This is a genomic window from Streptomyces sp. NPDC007917 (assembly GCF_042959105.1).
Lineage (GTDB): Bacteria > Actinomycetota > Actinomycetes > Streptomycetales > Streptomycetaceae > Streptomyces.
In genome coordinates this window covers 472,519-487,203 of sequence record NZ_JBIBKK010000002.1, presented here as the reverse complement: position 1 = coordinate 487,203, position 14,685 = coordinate 472,519, and the positions used below count along the sequence as shown (strand labels likewise).

Genomic DNA, 14,685 nt, shown 5'->3' with positions numbered 1-14,685 from the left:
GGACCACCTCCTTGGCTGCAGTGAAGAGCTTGTCACTGTGTCAAGGTCAAGCGGAACCAGCGCAGTCATCCATGCTGTGCGGGGCGGGCTTGCGTACGGTGGGCGAGGTGGCGTCCGCCCGGGCGGACCGGCCGGTGCGCTCAGCCGTCGATGAGCGGGAAACCGCGCAGGACCTGCTGGACATGGACGACGTCGGCCGCACCCTGGAGTGTCGCGGGTGATCCGGTTGACCTCGGCGCCGGTGTCACGGCGGCCCGGAGATGTCCGCGCTGCTCCCGGCCACCATCCCGGCCACCATCCCGGCCGGTCGGGTCGCGCTCGCCGGCCCCCAGTTCGCCGCCGGGGTCGCCCAGGGAGACGGGGACGGTGGCGACCGGCCCGTCGCTCGGCGGCAGCACGGCCTGAAGGACGGTGGTGCCGACGGTGTGGGCCCGGCGGGCCGCGTCGAGCGGGAACTCGGGGGCGAGGTGTCCGACCATGGCGGCGCCTGCCCCCTGCCACTCGGGCCAGAGCAGCCGCAGGTGGGCTCGGTGGGGAGTGGTGTCAGGGGTGCCGGGCATCGGGGGAGAGGTTCCTTTCCGCGTGGGTGGGGGAGGTCCAGGCCTCTACCACCTGGGAGCCCGCGGGGCCGCGCGCTCGACCAGCAGATGCCTGCCGTGAACGGTCAGCGGGGCACTACGGTGGGAAGCGAAGACCTCCGTGTGGTGCGTTCCTGGACAGCTCCACCACACCGGAGGTCTTCACCATGATCAGGCCGGCCTCGCGGGCGGCGGCGAGTCAGGGCCGGGCGGCCAGGGCCTCGACCTCGAACAGCACATCAGGCGTAGCCAGGCTCGCGACACCGATGAGGGTTTGCGTGGGCGGTTCCGTACCCCAGCCCTCCCGCACGGCGCCGGCGATCGGCCCAAGCTTGCTGACGTCATGGTTCACCACATACGTTCTGAGCTGCACGACGTGGCTGAGGTCGAGCCCATGGGCGGCAAGAGCGACGCCGATGTTGTGGAACGTCTGCTTCACCTGCTCGCTGAAGTCGGTCGAGACCACCGCGCCGTCCGGACCCGATCCGTACTGACCCGCGATGAGCACCAGTTCCTTGCCTGCGGGGACAGTGGCGGTGTGGCTGTAGCCGAACGGGACCGGGTCGTGCAAACCGTCCGGATTGACAAGGGCGTGTGCCATGTGGATCACCTCTCGCGTGCGATGGATCTTTGCCGTGCCGGTAAGCCTTCCAAGGAATCACGACATCGTGTGTCATGTATTCCTGTAGAGTTTCCGTATGCGCGCCGACCGATTGGTCTCGCTGGTGCTGCTGCTGCGCCAGCGCGGTCGACTCTCCGCGGCCACGCTGGCCCGCGAGCTGGAGGTGTCCACCCGCACCGTGCTGCGCGACATCGAGGCGCTGTCCGCAGCCGGTGTCCCGGTCTACGCCGAACGCGGCCGGCACGGCGGGTTCGCGTTGCTGCCCGGTTTCCAGACGGAGCTCACCGGACTGAACCACGACGAGGCGCTCGCCCTGCTGGTCGCCGGATCACGGCGTGGCGCACAGGTATTCGGCCTCGGCTCGGCGCTCGCTTCGGCCATGCTCAAGGTGGTTGACGCGCTGCCCGAAAACTATCGGGCCACCGCGGCCGGCGCGGCGCAGCGACTGCTCATCGACCCCGAGACCGACCTTCTCTCGCGCCGCGTGGCCGCTGAGGAGGTGCCCGACACCGTCGTGGCCGAGGTCCGGCGGGCGGTGTTCGCCGGACACAAGCTGCGCATCCGCTACGCGGCCGTGGACCAGACCCCGAAGTGGCGCACCGTGGACCCGATCGGCCTGGTCACCGTACGCGACCAGGGCTACTTGCTGGCCACGAGATCAGGGGCGGACCGCACCTACCGGCTGTCCCGCATCTTGGCCGCCGAGGAACTCGACGAACCCGCACAGCGACCGGACCGGGTCGATCTGGACCGGGCCTGGCAGGAGCGCAGCACCCGGTTTCGGACCGGCGGCGACCAAGTCGCTGTGCTGGTACGGGTGAACCCGGCGCGGCGGGAGGAACTGGTGGGCACCGCGCTGGCCGTCCGGACCGAGGAAACCGACGCGGACGGCTGGCTGCGGCTGGAGGTGACCTTCCAGGATTCACGACACGCCGAATGGGCGCTGTGGCAGCTCGCCACGAGCGCGGAGGCCCTGGCCCCGCAGTGGTTGCGCACCTCCCTGCGCGACCGCGCCGCCGCGATCGCCACCTGCTACGGAGTGTCATCCTGAGGGTTGTCGCCTTCTGCGGGCCGCCGCCGAAGCCGACAAGCGCCGGCCGGGCTCGCCGGTCCGGGACGGAGCAGGGCACCCCGGCCAGGGCGCAAGGGTGGGCGCTCTCCCGTGGTCGGGAGAGCGCCCGTCACGCCGAGGGCCTGCTACCGCGCGGTGGCGTCCTTGCGCGCCAGCCGGTCGTAGGCCTCGTTGAGCCTGTTCGTGATCTGCTCGACGCCCGTGATGTCGAGGCCCTTCTGCCCGGCCACCGCGGCCTTGGCGGCCGAGTACGCGGAGTCGAACGGAGCCCATGAGCCGGGCGTGTAGTCGGCCTGGGCCGGACTGCCGATCGCATCCAGGCGGTTCTGGAGCGGTGTCGTGTCCACCGTGCCGTCCACGTCACCGGAGATGGTGTTGAACGCGTCGAGAACGAGCTTTCCGGAGGTGAGGACGAACTTCGCGGTGTGCGCGCCGTCGGGCAGGCCGCGCAGCGCGTACGTCGCGAGGCGTTTGTCGGTGGCGGCGGTCTTCGCGTCCCTTGCGAGCAGTTTGCCGTCGACGTAGACGTCGAGTACGGCGCTGCCGTCGTTGCCGCCGATGATGTCGATGCCCGTGCCGGTGAACGGGACGGTGAACGACGCGCCGGCAGCCGTGCTCGTCGACGTCGACCGGTACCAGTCCATCGCGTCGCCGAATGCGGCCTTCCTGCTCCAGGCGCCGTCGTACGCGACCGAACCGGCCATGTTGTCGATCTGGGTGTCGGCGTAGGGCGTGTACCCGTCGATCTTCTCGACCTTCAGGTTGTCGAACGCCGTCTTGTAGAAGTCGGTGCCGAGCTTGACACGGCCTTCGGTCTCCGGGGTCGGGTCCTGGTACGTGGAGACGGCTTTCCCGTCGATGGAGGCCGTGATCGTCGCGCCCTTCGCCTCGATGGCGAGGCGGTAGGTGTCGGATGCCGCGACGGTGCCCGTCTTGATGGCCGTGCCGTATTCGTAGAACGTCCAGGTGCCGTTCGGGCGGATACGCACGCTGTAGGCGGCGTCGCTGATCGCCATGCCCTTTTGCTGGCGGACGCCCAGCGCGGCGAGTCCGCCGGCCGGGTCCGGGAACGAGACGTCGACCGTGGCCCGGTAGTTCTCCCAGCGGAAGTCGCCGACCGTCGTGTTCGGCGTGTTCTTGTTCCAGGCGTGGGTGTCCTTCATGGACTGGTCCATGTGCTGGTACAGCACGTTGTTGCCGCTCGCGTCCTTGCCGACCTCCCAGGCGCCGGTCTGGTCGACCATGTAGCGCGGCTGGTTGCCACGCGACGTCAGGTAGGGCTGGGACACCTTGCGTGCTCCGTTGCCCGTCCCGACCTGGACCCTGCCTTCCTCCTCGTACCCGAAGTCGTCGGCGTACAGGACGTTGTCGCGGGTGTCGCGCTTCTTCCCGGTCGCGTCGGTGTCCAGCACCGTGCGGTCCCCGGACTCGGGCAGCCGTTGCTTCGTCGCCCGGTCGTGGCTCTTGTCGAGCGTCGTCAGGGTCACGATCGACCTCGGCTTGACCGTGTAGGTGTAGTAGCCGTCGCCGCCGGGCCGGATCTCGTCGACGAGGTGCTTGAAGTTCGCGTCGTAGGCCTGCCCCGCGTCGGCTCCGCGCGTCTCCCAGATCTCCATGGTCGGATCGCCGAGTCGCATGTTCTCGGCTTTGATCCGATAGGTCTTGGACCGGTCGCTGTCGTTGACGACGATCGTCGAGAAGTCCTTCCTGCGAGGATCCGCGAGCGTCAGGTAACTCGGGGCCCCGTTCGAGCCGTCGACGTTTTCGGTGCCGCCGGCCCCGCTGTAACTGGCTTCCGGCACGGTGCGCCAGATGCCCGCGGTGTTCGTGTCGTTCTCCCAGCCGGTCTTCGCGAACTGAGTGAACTGCTGCATCACATAGAGGGCCGCGTCGTAGTGGAGATAGCCCGACCACGGGTCGCGCGCGCTGACGAGTTCCTTGTGGCTGTACTGCGCGCCTTCGTAGAAGGACCCGATCGCCGGCTGGAAGATGTAGTGCGTCCTCTTCGAGTTCGCGTAGCTCTTGACGATGCGGTTCGCGAGGTCAAGGGTGCTTTGGACGCCGCCGATACCGGTGCTCGCCCCGTTGGGGCCTTCGGTGTTGTTGACGCGGTAGTCGGTGTAGCCGAACGAGGCGGTTCCCTCGCTGTACCAGACCTCCTTGTCCTCGTCGTACTTGTTCTCGCCGGTCGCCAGCTTGGTGTACGGCAGGTACGTGTCGCTGTCCGCGGTCCCCTCGCGCCGGTCCTCGGTGGTGTAGTGGTAGCCCACCGCGTCGACGATGCCGAAGAGTTCCTTGTCGCTGAGCAGTGACGGTCCGATGTTGAGCGTGTTGTTCTCGTCAGAGGCGACGATCTTGATGCGGTGGTAGGCCCGCTCGGCCTTCTCCTGCTTGTCCGCCGGGATGCCGTAGCGCGGATTCGCGAAGTCCGTGTCGGTCACAATCGCGTTCTTGTACCACTTGATGAAGGCCTCGTCCGGGTCCCGCGTCTCGTTCTTGTCCGGGTCGACGTAGTCGACCATGTACCCGTACGTCTCATAGGCGTCGAGGATCGTCTCCTTGTACCACGTGTACATCTCGTCGGTGCCCGTGCCCTTGTCCCATTCCTTCTGGACCCATTCGGGCATCTCCCAGCGGAGAATCGAGACCTTGAGGTTCGGGTTGACCGTCTTGGCGTCGGCGGCCAGCTGAAAGCCCGGGGTACGGGACGCGTCAGCGAGTTCGTCCGGTGTGCGCATGGTCGCCGGATCGGAGCCGGTCGAGGTGTTCGTGTCCGATCCCATCTCGATCTTGACATGGTTGATCACGGGGTTCTTGCCGCCGAACAGGACTCTGATGAGCTGCCAGTACCGGCCGGGATGCTCCGCCTTGTAGTCCATCAGCAGGTTGCTCGTGCTGTTGCAGCTGAGCAGGCCGAGGCCCTTGTAGGTCATGCCGTTCACGTTGTCGGCGCGAACGTCCTCCCCGTTGACCACGACCTCCACGGGGTCATCCGCGGGGTAGGCGGAAGGTGCACTGATGACTCCCGCCGCCAGGGCCATGGTGGTCGCCGCGGCAAGCGACATCCATCCGAGTCTTCGCTGCGTGCCCATCGCGCTTCGACTCCTTCTTGGGACCGAGGGGTTCGACATGCCGAATGATGTTCGTGAATCCGGAGGGGACCGTAGGCGGCAAGCGCTTTCTGCGTCAATCCCCCTGCTGGAAAACGCTTGGACTTCGCGCGCCATTCGGGTGTGCTCACCGAGAAGGTCATCCGCCCTGGTCGATGCCGTCCTTGCCGGTGCGGGGATTGACATTGCTTCTCGGCGGTGTTCGGATGCCGAGAATGAACTCGGGCATGGGCGGCTACGCCTGGTCCGGGGACTTTGCCGAAGCCGTTTCATGGCGATGCGTGGCCAGGAGGCATGACGTGGATCTGGCGTACCGATGGCTGGTCGTCGTGTTGGCCACCGTCGCTACAGGGATCTTCATGATCCGTCGAGGCGGCGAAGCCGTGTGGGTCTGGGCCATCGCTATGAGCGCCTTCATCATCTACGCGACGGTGTGGACCCTGGCACGCCTCCGCACCTCTCCGCGTCGTTCCAGGGGCAAGTAGCGTCGGTGCCTCGCCGGCGGGGGTGCGCCCTCCGCCACAGGCGCGTCGGCGGAGGGCGCGGAGGGTGGCTGGGCGGCCGGGGTGGCTCAGACCGTGGAGCGCCCGAGTTCGGGGTCCCGCTGCGGCGTGTCCGCGATGACGGGCCCGCGCTCGATCAGCCGCTTGATGCCGAAGGTGGCGACGGTGGCCACGGCCATCGCGGCGACCAGGAACCACAGACCGGTGACGGGGGACGAGGTGCGGTCCACGATCACGCCGATTCCCATGGGTCCGAATCCACCGCCCAGGTTGCCCACGGCGTTGATCATGGCGATGCCGGAGGCGGCCTGAACGCCCGCGAGGAACCGGGACGGCAGCGACCAGAGCACCGGCTGTCCGGCGAAGATGCCCACCGCGGCCACGCTGATGAGCGCCATCTGCAGCACGTGGTTGTCCACCAGCGCGGTGGCGGCCAGGCCCAGGGCGCCTATGGCCGTGGTGGCGGCGATCCACGGGTAGCGGGAGCCGCTGCGGTCGGCGAGCTTCGGCACGACGTACAGGCCGAGGGCGACGAAGACGTAGGGGATGGCGGTGATGAACCCGGTGGCCGTGGAGGACAGGCCACCGAAGCCGTCGACGATGGTCGGCAGCCAGAAGCTGAGGCCGTAGGCGCCGAGGGGGAAGCACAGGAAGTACAGCGCCATCCACACGACGCGCCTGTCGCGCAGTGCGCTCAGCGGGTTCTCGTGGGCCGCGCCCAGCGCGCCCGCCTCTCGGGCGAGTTCACCGGAGATCCAGCCCTTCTCGTCGGCGGTCAGCCAGCCCACCCCGTCCGGTCCGTCCGGGAGCACACGGAGGGTGACGGCGGCGAGTAGTACGGCGGGCAGTCCGGTGGCGACGAAGATCCACTGCCAGCCTTCCAGACCGAGGGTGCCGTCCAGGTCGCCGAGCGCACCCATGAGTGGATTGCCGATGATGAAGGCGAGCGGGGACGCCATCATGAACCAGCCGGTCATGCGCGCCCGGTAGCGGTACGGGTACCACTTGGTGAGGTAGTAGAGGACACCGGGGTAGAAGCCAGCCTCGGCCACCCCGAGCAGAAAGCGGGCGGTGTAGAACTGCCAGGCGGTGGAGACCAGGGCCGTGAGGACGGTTACCAGGCCCCAGCTGACCATGATCCTGGTGAACCAGCGGCGCGCTCCGAACCGCTCGAGAAGGATGTTGCTGGGCACTTCGAAGATCGCGTACGCGACGAAGAACGCGACCTGGCCGAGGGTGAACGCGGCGCTGGACAGCCCGAGTTCGTCTTGGAGCGTCAGCTTGGCGAACCCGACGTTCGACCGGTCGACGTAGGCGACCAAGTAGAGCAGCACCAGGAACGGCATCAGCCGCCAGGTGACCGTTTTCATCACTTTCGCTTCCATGCGGCTCTCTCCCAGGAGTTCGACGTTGATCCTCTGGACGGTGACGGAAGGTATCGTGATTTGATAGCACCATTGAAGAGGTGGATGGGACACAGCTTGGTCACGGCCACCTCAGCGCACGGAAAGGACATCGCGCATGGCCGCGCTCGACCTCCCGCACTCCGCCACCACCGCCACCGCCACTTCCGCCACCACCGCCTCCGTCTCCGTCGACAGTGCTGACGGCACCGGCGGCGCCCGCGCACATGGCGCCGCCCCCCTCCGCAGCCGAGCCTGGTTCGGCGACGGTGGGAAGAACGGCTTCATCTCACGGCACCATCTGCGCGCCATGGGCCGCGGCGGTCACAACTTCGACGGCCGCCCCGTCATCGGCATCTGCAACACCTACTCCGAACTGACACCGTGCAACGGCCACTTGCAGATCCTCGCCGACGCAGTGAAGCGTGGTGTGCTGCAGGCGGGCGGCTTCCCGCTGGAGTTTCCCGCGATGTCGCTGGGCGAGCCGTTCCTCCGCCCGACCTCGATGCTCTACCGCAACCTCGCCGCCATGGAGATCGAGGAGCAGATCCGGGCCAATCCGCTGGACGCCGTCGTCCTCCTGACCGGCTGCGACAAGACCACCCCCGCCGCGCTGATGGGCGCCGCCAGCGCCGGTGTGCCGGCGATCGTCTTCACCGGTGGCCCGATGCTCAACGGCCGCTTCCGCGGCCGCAACGTCGGCTCGGGCACGGACATCTGGCGGATGACCGAGGAGTTGCGGGCGGGCACGATCACCCAGGAGGAGTTCACCGAGTTCGAGTCCTCGCTGAACCGCTCGGCGGGCCACTGCATGACCATGGGCACCGCTTCGACGATGGCCTGTCTCGCCGAGGCGCTGGGCATGATGCTGCCGGGCGCCTCCGGACTTCCCGCCGTGGACGCCCGCCGCGGCACACTCGCCGAGGCCACCGGCGCCCGTGCCGTCGGACTCGCGGGCAGCGCCCTCACCCCCGGGCGGATCATGACCCGCGAGGCGTTCGAAAACGCCATTCGGGTCAACGCGGCGATCGGCGGCTCCACCAACGCCGTCGTACACCTCCTCGCCCTGGCCGGCCGGCTAGGCGTGCCGCTCGCGCTCGACGACTTCGACCGGCTCGGCGCCGAACTGCCCCTGCTGGTGGACCTGATGCCGTCCGGCCGCTTCCTGATGGAGGAGTTCGCATACGCCGGCGGGCTGCCCGCGCTCATCAACGACCTGCGAGGCCGGCTGCACCAGGACACCGTCACCGTGACCGGCCGGAGCCTCGTCGACAACTGTGCGGGCGCCGAGGTGTACGACCGTGAGGTGATCCGCCCGCTCGACAACCCGGTGCAGCCCGCCGGCACCGGCACCGCCGTGGTCCGCGGCAACCTCGCGCCCGATGGCGCGGTCGTCAAGCAGTCCGCGGCCGACCCGGCACTGCTGCGGCACACCGGCCCCGCGCTGGTCTTCAACTCCCTGGAGGAGTATCTGGCCGTCGCCGAGGACGACGACCTCGACGTCACCGCCGACACCGTCCTCGTCGTACGCAACACCGGCCCGCGCGGCTACCCCGGGATGCCGGAGGTGGGCAATCTGCCGCTCCCCAAGAAGCTCCTCGACGCCGGGGTCCGGGACATGGTGCGGATCTCCGACGCGCGCATGTCCGGCACGGCCTTCGGCACCTGCGTGCTGCACGTCGCCCCGGAGGCGGCGGTCGGCGGGCCGCTGGCGCTGATACGTACGGGGGACCGGGTCCGGCTCGACGTACCGGGGCGGCGCCTGGACGTGCTGGTCGAGGACGCCGAGCTGGACGTACGGCGGGCCGAGTGGCAACCGCCGAAGCCACCCGCCGACCGCGGCTGGACGTACCTCTACACCCGGCACGTCACCCAGGCCGACACCGGCGCCGATCTCGACTTCCTGGTCGGCTCCACCGATTCCGCCCCGCCGCGGCAGGCGTTCTGAGGCGCGCAGAGGCATTCACCAGGCATCCAGAGGAGTACGCATGTTCTACGAGGAACAGTCGCACATGACCGAGCGTTTCCCGCCGGTTCCGCCGGTTCCGCCGGAGCGCCGACCGGCCGCTGAAACGCCCCCGGAGCCGGAAGCCTCCCCGATGGGCGCTGCCCCCGGGCGGCCGGTGCCCGAGTTCGTGACCTGCGGCGAGGCGATGCTCCTGATGGTGGCGGAGCCCGGGGTGCCGCTGGAGCGGGCGACCGCGTTCCGGCGCTCCGTGGCCGGCGCGGAGTCCAACGTCGCGACCGGGCTCGCCCGGCTCGGACACCACACGCGCTGGCTCGGCCGCGTCGGCGACGACCCCTCCGGCCGGAGCGTGCTGGCTCAGCTGCGCGCGGACGCCATCGACACGTCGTACGCCGTCGTGGACCCGTCGGCGCCCACGGGGCTGCTGCTGCGGGACAGCCATCCGGCGCGGGCGATCGATGTGCAGTACCACCGGGCCGGCTCGGCGGCCTCCCGGCTCACCGCCGACGAGCTGACCGCCGAGATGGTGGCGGGTGCCCGGCTGGTGCACCTCACGGGCATCACACCCATGCTCTCGGACTCCGCTCACACGGCGACCCTGAAGCTTCTGGAACTGGCCCGCGCGGCCGGCGCGACGGTCTCCTTCGATCCGAACGTACGGCTGAAACTGGGCACCCCCGAACGCTGGCGCAAGATCGTCGGGCCGCTGCTGGAGCAGTCGGACGTAACGCTGGCGGGCGAGGACGAACTGGAACTGCTGGGGACGACGGCCCACGGGCTGCTCGCCGCGGGCGTCGGCACGGCCGTGGTGAAGCACCGCGACAAGTCGGCCACCTGCAGCACGGCGGACGGCACGTGGCGACAGGACGCGTTCCGGGTACCGACAGCCGATCCGGTGGGGGCAGGCGACGCGTTCGCCGCGGGGTTTCTGTCCGGGCTCCTGAGGGGCGCACCGTACGACCGCTGCCTGGCGGCGGCGGCCGCGGTGGCCGCGCTCGTGGTGCAGTGCACCACCGACACCGACGGCCTTCCGGATCGCCAGGGCCTGGCTCGTGCGCTGTCGTCGTTCACGGGCGCCGCGGAGACCGTCCACCGCTGACGCCCCGCACACACCTCACACACCGCCCCGCACACCTCGCCTCACCGCACACCGCACCACACCAGGAGCACTCATGTATCGATGGGACATCGTCCGGGCCGTCACCGCCCAGCGGGCGTTCGGGATCGTCCGGGCGGCTGGGCCGCGGGAGGCGTTGACCGCGGCAGTGGCCGTAGTCGATGCCGGACTGAACGCCGTGGAGGTGGCGCTGACCACACCGCGCGCGCTGAGCGCCGTCGCCCAGCTGACCGCTGAGCGGCCGGACGCACTGGTCGGGGCCGGCACGGTCATCGACGCCCCCGCCGCGCGGGCCGCGGTGGAGGCGGGCGCCCGGTTCCTGGTGTCGCCGAGCCTGCACCCGGAGGTGATCCGTACCGGACACCGCTACGGCGTGCCGGTCTTCCCCGGAGTCGCCACCCCGACCGAGATGGTCCGCGCCCTGGAGGAGGGCGCGGACGCGCTCAAGCTCTTCCCGGCCTCCGGCGCGTCGCCGTCCTGGCTGCGCGACGTCCGGGCCGCACTACCCCAGGCCCCCGTGATCCCCACCGGTGGTGTGACAATGGACAACGCACCGGAGTGGATCGCGGCCGGGGCCATCGCCTGTGGCATGGGCTCGGCGCTCACCTCGGGCGGCGCGCAAGCGGCGGGCGAGCGGGTTGCCGCGCTCCTCGGCCGCCTCGCACAGGCCCGCTGACGGCCCCGGGACGGGACGGTCGAGGGCGGTCAGGGGCAGGACGGAGACGGGGAGCGCGTGGAACTGCAGGGGTTGCACGGACAGGTGGTGGACCAGATCGGCCTGTCCCTCGCCGCGGAGGAGACCCGCGCCGGCGAGGTGCTGCGACTGGAGGATGTCCAGGAGCGTTATGGCGTCTCGCGGACTGTCGCCCGGGAAGCGGTCCGAGTTCTGGAGTCCAAGCGGGTCGTCACCTCCCGCCCCCGTGTCGGCATCACCGTACGGCCGATGACCGAGTGGAACCTGTACGACCCCCAGGTCATCCGCTGGCGGCTGAACTCGCCGCACCGCGGGGCCCAGCTGCGCGAACTGGCGGAGCTGCGCGCCGCCGTCGAGCCGTCCGCGGCCGCGCTCGCCGCGGCGTGGGCCGACGACGAAACCCGCGAGGCGCTCTTGACGCACGCCCGGGTGATGGTGGCCGCGGCTGCCGAGGCGGACACGGCCGGGTTCGTCGCGGCGGACGCCGCGTTTCACCGAGCGCTGCTCACCGCGTCCGGCAACGGCATGTTCGCCCAGCTCGCCGAGGTCACGGAGGAGTTGCTGACCGCCCGCCGCGAGCTGAGTCTGATGCCGGAGCGAGTCGACGAGGCAGCGGTCCGGCGCCACCAGGAAGTCGCGCGGGCCGTCGTCGAGCGGCGCCCGGCGGATGCCGCGGCCTGCGTACGATCCATCGTGGACACCGCCCACAGCGAGGTCGAGGGCCTGCTGAACGGCACCACCCCGCCGCCGGCCTCGTGCGCGCTGGACGTCTGAGGAGGACACGGGAAGCCGGGCGCGGCGTGTGAGTGGCGGAAACGGTGTCACCCATGCGGCCCGCCCCAACCGGCGCCGCCGTCACTCCGCACCCGGCGGGACAGCCGGCTACCGCTTCATCGTGGCGCGGTCGCCGCTGCCACGAACATCGGCAGCGCCAGGAAGACCCGGTCGGCCTCGGCCCGCGCGCGCTGCTCGCCGATCCAGCTGTCCGCTTGCTCGCGCGTGACGGCGCCGACGGAGCAAGCTCCTTCGGCCAGGCCGGTGAGCAGGGGCAACATCGCCGGCCCGGTGAAAACGCCGGTGTGCACCTCGACCGTCACGTCGTCGAAGCAGGCGTCCAGCAGCAGGTTGCGGTATCGGCGAGCGGCACGCGGGCCTGCGGTCAGGTCGGCGCGGGCGTGCACGAGGGTGCGGGTAAGGGCCGGATCGGCGGAGTCGATGACGAACGTGTCCCAGTCCTGCCCGACCAGCACGATCCGCCCTCCGGGCACGAGAACCCTGCGTGCCTCTGCCAATGCCCGCTCCGGCTCGCTCAGTTCATGGAACACCTTGTCGGCCCGGTAACCGTCCACCGAGGCGTCCCGCAGCGGCAACTCGTACGCCCCCGCGATCCGGTAGTCCCCCTCTGGCCACCGGCCACGGGCGACGGCGATCATCCGCTCGCTCGGGTCCACGCCGACGGCCTTCACGCCCTGCTCGACCAGTTCCGCCACGGCCCGTCCGGCGCCGCAGCCCACGTCGACCACCCACTGGCCGGCGGCGGCGCCGAGCAGGTCGTAGGACAGAGCTCTCAGTTCCTTGGCACCCGGTAGCCGGTCGGCCGCGTCGAGCAGGGCGATGAGGCCGTCCGCCGACTGGGGTTTCTGATCTGTTTCGCTGGTCATGAGTCCCAAGGCTGCGACTTAATGTCGGCATGAAGTCAAGCGAGCACGGGACGCCTGCCGGCGGCGAGCGCGAGCCCATGAGCATCGGCGCCATCGCCCAACGCTTCGGTCTGGCCACGCACGTCCTGCGTCACTGGGAGTCAGTGGGGCTCCTCACCCCCGCACGCGATGCCGCCGGCCGGCGCCGCTACGGCATCACCGACCTCACGCGCGTCGCCCTCATCCTGCGCGCCAAGGAGGCAGGGCTCTCCCTCGACACCATCCGCGCTCTGGCCGCTACCGTCGATCCGACGAAGCGACGGAACATCCTGGGCGAGGAGGCCGACGCGCTCCGCTCCCGTATCGCAGCCGCGCAGGCGTCCCTCGACCTCATCGAATGCGCGCTCGGCTGCGATCACGAGGACTTCACCCAGTGTGCTCATTTCCAGCAGATGGTCGCAGATCGCATCGGCCTGGACCCCGCTCCCCACATCCCCGTCTGAGCGATGTGCCGCGCGATGTGCCGCAGGAGGACGTCCCTCCACTGACGGGTGCCGAACGGCTGGGCGCCACTAGCCCCTGCGCTTGACCCACTCGCTCCTGCCCGGCTGGTAGTCGTAGCCGGGGCGGCGGGCGCTGGTGCGGAACGGGGTGCCCTGGTTGTCGATGTGCACGGTGCCGTGGCGGTCGCCGCTGGACCAGTCCAGGGAGAGGTCCCAGCGGACGTCGTGCGCGTTGGTGCGGGCGGTGACGTAGAAGACCTCCGGGTCGGACTCGCTGACCTTGTACGGGAAGTCGCGCTGGCCGTTGTTGAGGGCGATGTGGGGGCTGCCGTCGTCGAGGTCGACGTCGAAGGACTCGCTCTTGACGGCGGCGCCGCCGCCGGGGCAGACGACGCCCATCGAGTAGTCGTTCCAGGTAAGCGGGGCGCCCTTCGTGACGACGCGTACGTGCAGCGCCTCCAGGACGACCGTGTCCTTCCCGGTGCCCTGCACGGAGATGGCGACGCGCTGGTCCCCCGAGGGGACCGCGCCGTACGCGGCGGCCCAGCGGGGCGCGTCCTGCTCAACGGCGGGCGGGCCGACCTGTTCGGGCTCGCTGTCGACGAGGAAGTGCTGGTTGCAGGGGTTCTTGTAGACGTAGGGCCGGGTGGTGACCTTGACCGGTGCCGCGTCGGCCTGCCCGGTGGTGACTCCGCCGGTATGGCCGGCGGACTTCGACGCCGAGGACTTGCCCTTCTTCGCGGGCTGGGACGGGGAAGGGGAGCTTGAGGCGGCCGGGCTTGTGTCGGCCGGGGTGGTGTCGTCCTCCGGGCCGGCGAGGGTGGCCACGGTGGTGTCCCCGGCCCTCTGGAAGTCGTCGTCGTCGCTTTTGAAGAACGGCAGACTCGCGGTGAGGGCGACGGTTCCCAGAGCGGAGGCCGCGGCGACGGAGACGATGAGCGCGGTGCGGCGCCGGCGGGAGTGCGCGGGGGCGGGCGGCACGGCGCCGCCGGCGACTGGTTCGTCACGTCCGCCTGGTTCGCGGCGCTCGCTGCCGGTGGACGCAGACGCCGCTCCCTCAGGTCCCGCCCCGCCCGGCCCCGTTCCCGCCGGTTCCGTTCCGTCCGGACCCGGCCTCCTGCGGGTCCGCGCCGCGTCCGCCAGAATCCACCTCCGGTGCAGCTCGACCTGCTCCTCGCCGGTCGCCCGGCAGACCCGGGCGAGCCGCTCGACCGGGGCGTAGTCGGCCGGCACCGCGCTGCCGATGCAGTAGCGGTGCAGCGTCGAGGTGCTCATGCCCAGCCGCTTGGCAAGCGCCCCGTAGCTCAGCCCCGAGCGTTCCTTGAGCCCCCGCAGCAGCTCCGCGAACGCTTCCGCGTCCTCGGTGGGCCCGGTCGCACCGGTGGCCCCTGTCGACCCTGACACCGTTCCTCCCCATGTCCCGCGTGGCCCGCCCGCGTCCCATTCCCGCGTCCCAGAGCCCTTGGATCTCTCCTGG

13 protein-coding genes are annotated in these 14,685 nt (G+C 70.1%); 7 read left to right on the top strand and 6 right to left on the bottom strand.

Annotation, left to right across the window (positions count from 1 at the left end; all coding sequences use genetic code 11):
• Positions 1–140 precede the first annotated feature (140 nt).
• Positions 141–560, bottom strand: a complete 420-nt coding sequence (locus ACFZDL_RS05015) for a hypothetical protein (RefSeq protein ID WP_353591979.1) — start codon at positions 558–560, stop codon at positions 141–143.
• Between the two features lie 217 nt (positions 561–777).
• Entirely contained in the window at positions 778–1,179 is a 402-nt protein-coding gene (locus tag ACFZDL_RS05010; protein WP_353591978.1) for a Rid family hydrolase, read from the bottom strand.
• Positions 1,180–1,276: 97 nt separating this feature from the next.
• Between ACFZDL_RS05010 and ACFZDL_RS05005 the strand changes: the two genes are divergently transcribed.
• Entirely contained in the window at positions 1,277–2,251 is a 975-nt protein-coding gene (locus ACFZDL_RS05005) for a WYL domain-containing protein (RefSeq protein WP_353591977.1), read from the top strand.
• Positions 2,252–2,397: 146 nt separating this feature from the next.
• Here the strand turns inward: ACFZDL_RS05005 and ACFZDL_RS05000 are convergent, their stop codons facing one another.
• Positions 2,398–5,364 carry a GH59 galactosidase gene (locus ACFZDL_RS05000; RefSeq protein WP_353591976.1) on the bottom strand — a complete coding sequence of 989 codons (2,967 nt, stop codon included), beginning with the start codon at positions 5,362–5,364 and terminating at the stop codon, positions 2,398–2,400.
• A 317-nt stretch (positions 5,365–5,681) separates the two neighbouring features.
• Between ACFZDL_RS05000 and ACFZDL_RS04995 the strand changes: the two genes are divergently transcribed.
• The gene (locus ACFZDL_RS04995) at positions 5,682–5,867 is read left to right on the top strand and encodes a hypothetical protein (RefSeq protein WP_353591975.1); all 186 of its coding nucleotides are present in this window, start codon (positions 5,682–5,684) and stop codon (positions 5,865–5,867) included.
• Positions 5,868–5,953: 86 nt separating this feature from the next.
• Here the strand turns inward: ACFZDL_RS04995 and ACFZDL_RS04990 are convergent, their stop codons facing one another.
• Positions 5,954–7,270 carry an MFS transporter gene (locus ACFZDL_RS04990; RefSeq protein WP_353591974.1) on the bottom strand — a complete coding sequence of 439 codons (1,317 nt, stop codon included), beginning with the start codon at positions 7,268–7,270 and terminating at the stop codon, positions 5,954–5,956.
• Positions 7,271–7,406: 136 nt separating this feature from the next.
• On the opposite strand from ACFZDL_RS04990, the gene ACFZDL_RS04985 reads away from it, so the two are divergent.
• The 4 genes from ACFZDL_RS04985 to ACFZDL_RS04970 all read left to right on the top strand — a co-directional run bounded on the left by ACFZDL_RS04985 (position 7,407) and on the right by ACFZDL_RS04970 (position 11,839).
• Entirely contained in the window at positions 7,407–9,236 is a 1,830-nt protein-coding gene (locus ACFZDL_RS04985; protein WP_353591973.1) for an IlvD/Edd family dehydratase, read from the top strand.
• Between the two features lie 205 nt (positions 9,237–9,441).
• Complete coding sequence (locus ACFZDL_RS04980) at positions 9,442–10,353, top strand: sugar kinase (protein ID WP_353592147.1); 912 nt, start codon at positions 9,442–9,444, stop codon at positions 10,351–10,353.
• A gap of 73 nt (positions 10,354–10,426) precedes the next feature.
• Entirely contained in the window at positions 10,427–11,047 is a 621-nt protein-coding gene (locus ACFZDL_RS04975; protein ID WP_353591972.1) for a bifunctional 4-hydroxy-2-oxoglutarate aldolase/2-dehydro-3-deoxy-phosphogluconate aldolase, read from the top strand.
• A 57-nt stretch (positions 11,048–11,104) separates the two neighbouring features.
• Entirely contained in the window at positions 11,105–11,839 is a 735-nt protein-coding gene (locus ACFZDL_RS04970; protein ID WP_353591971.1) for an FCD domain-containing protein, read from the top strand.
• Positions 11,840–11,955: 116 nt separating this feature from the next.
• Here ACFZDL_RS04970 and ACFZDL_RS04965 read toward each other — a convergent pair whose 3' ends face one another.
• The gene (locus ACFZDL_RS04965; RefSeq protein ID WP_353591970.1) at positions 11,956–12,726 is read right to left on the bottom strand and encodes a methyltransferase domain-containing protein; all 771 of its coding nucleotides are present in this window, start codon (positions 12,724–12,726) and stop codon (positions 11,956–11,958) included.
• A 29-nt stretch (positions 12,727–12,755) separates the two neighbouring features.
• Between ACFZDL_RS04965 and ACFZDL_RS04960 the strand changes: the two genes are divergently transcribed.
• On the top strand, positions 12,756–13,208 hold the full coding sequence (locus ACFZDL_RS04960; protein ID WP_353591969.1) for a MerR family transcriptional regulator: 453 nt from the start codon (positions 12,756–12,758) through the stop codon (positions 13,206–13,208).
• Between the two features lie 69 nt (positions 13,209–13,277).
• Here ACFZDL_RS04960 and ACFZDL_RS04955 read toward each other — a convergent pair whose 3' ends face one another.
• On the bottom strand, positions 13,278–14,612 hold the full coding sequence (locus ACFZDL_RS04955) for a helix-turn-helix transcriptional regulator (RefSeq protein ID WP_353591968.1): 1,335 nt from the start codon (positions 14,610–14,612) through the stop codon (positions 13,278–13,280).
• Between the last annotated feature and the right edge of the window lie 73 nt (positions 14,613–14,685).

Coding starts and splice junctions, on each gene's coding strand:
- ACFZDL_RS05015 (WP_353591979.1), bottom strand. CDS start 560: ATGCCCGGCACCCCTGACACCACTCCCCACCGAGCCCACCTGCGGCTG.
- ACFZDL_RS05010 (WP_353591978.1), bottom strand. CDS start 1,179: ATGGCACACGCCCTTGTCAATCCGGACGGTTTGCACGACCCGGTCCCG.
- ACFZDL_RS05005 (WP_353591977.1), top strand. CDS start 1,277: ATGCGCGCCGACCGATTGGTCTCGCTGGTGCTGCTGCTGCGCCAGCGC.
- ACFZDL_RS05000 (WP_353591976.1), bottom strand. CDS start 5,364: ATGGGCACGCAGCGAAGACTCGGATGGATGTCGCTTGCCGCGGCGACC.
- ACFZDL_RS04990 (WP_353591974.1), bottom strand. CDS start 7,270: ATGGAAGCGAAAGTGATGAAAACGGTCACCTGGCGGCTGATGCCGTTC.
- ACFZDL_RS04985 (WP_353591973.1), top strand. CDS start 7,407: ATGGCCGCGCTCGACCTCCCGCACTCCGCCACCACCGCCACCGCCACT.
- ACFZDL_RS04980 (WP_353592147.1), top strand. CDS start 9,442: ATGCTCCTGATGGTGGCGGAGCCCGGGGTGCCGCTGGAGCGGGCGACC.
- ACFZDL_RS04975 (WP_353591972.1), top strand. CDS start 10,427: ATGTATCGATGGGACATCGTCCGGGCCGTCACCGCCCAGCGGGCGTTC.
- ACFZDL_RS04965 (WP_353591970.1), bottom strand. CDS start 12,726: ATGACCAGCGAAACAGATCAGAAACCCCAGTCGGCGGACGGCCTCATC.
- ACFZDL_RS04960 (WP_353591969.1), top strand. CDS start 12,756: ATGAAGTCAAGCGAGCACGGGACGCCTGCCGGCGGCGAGCGCGAGCCC.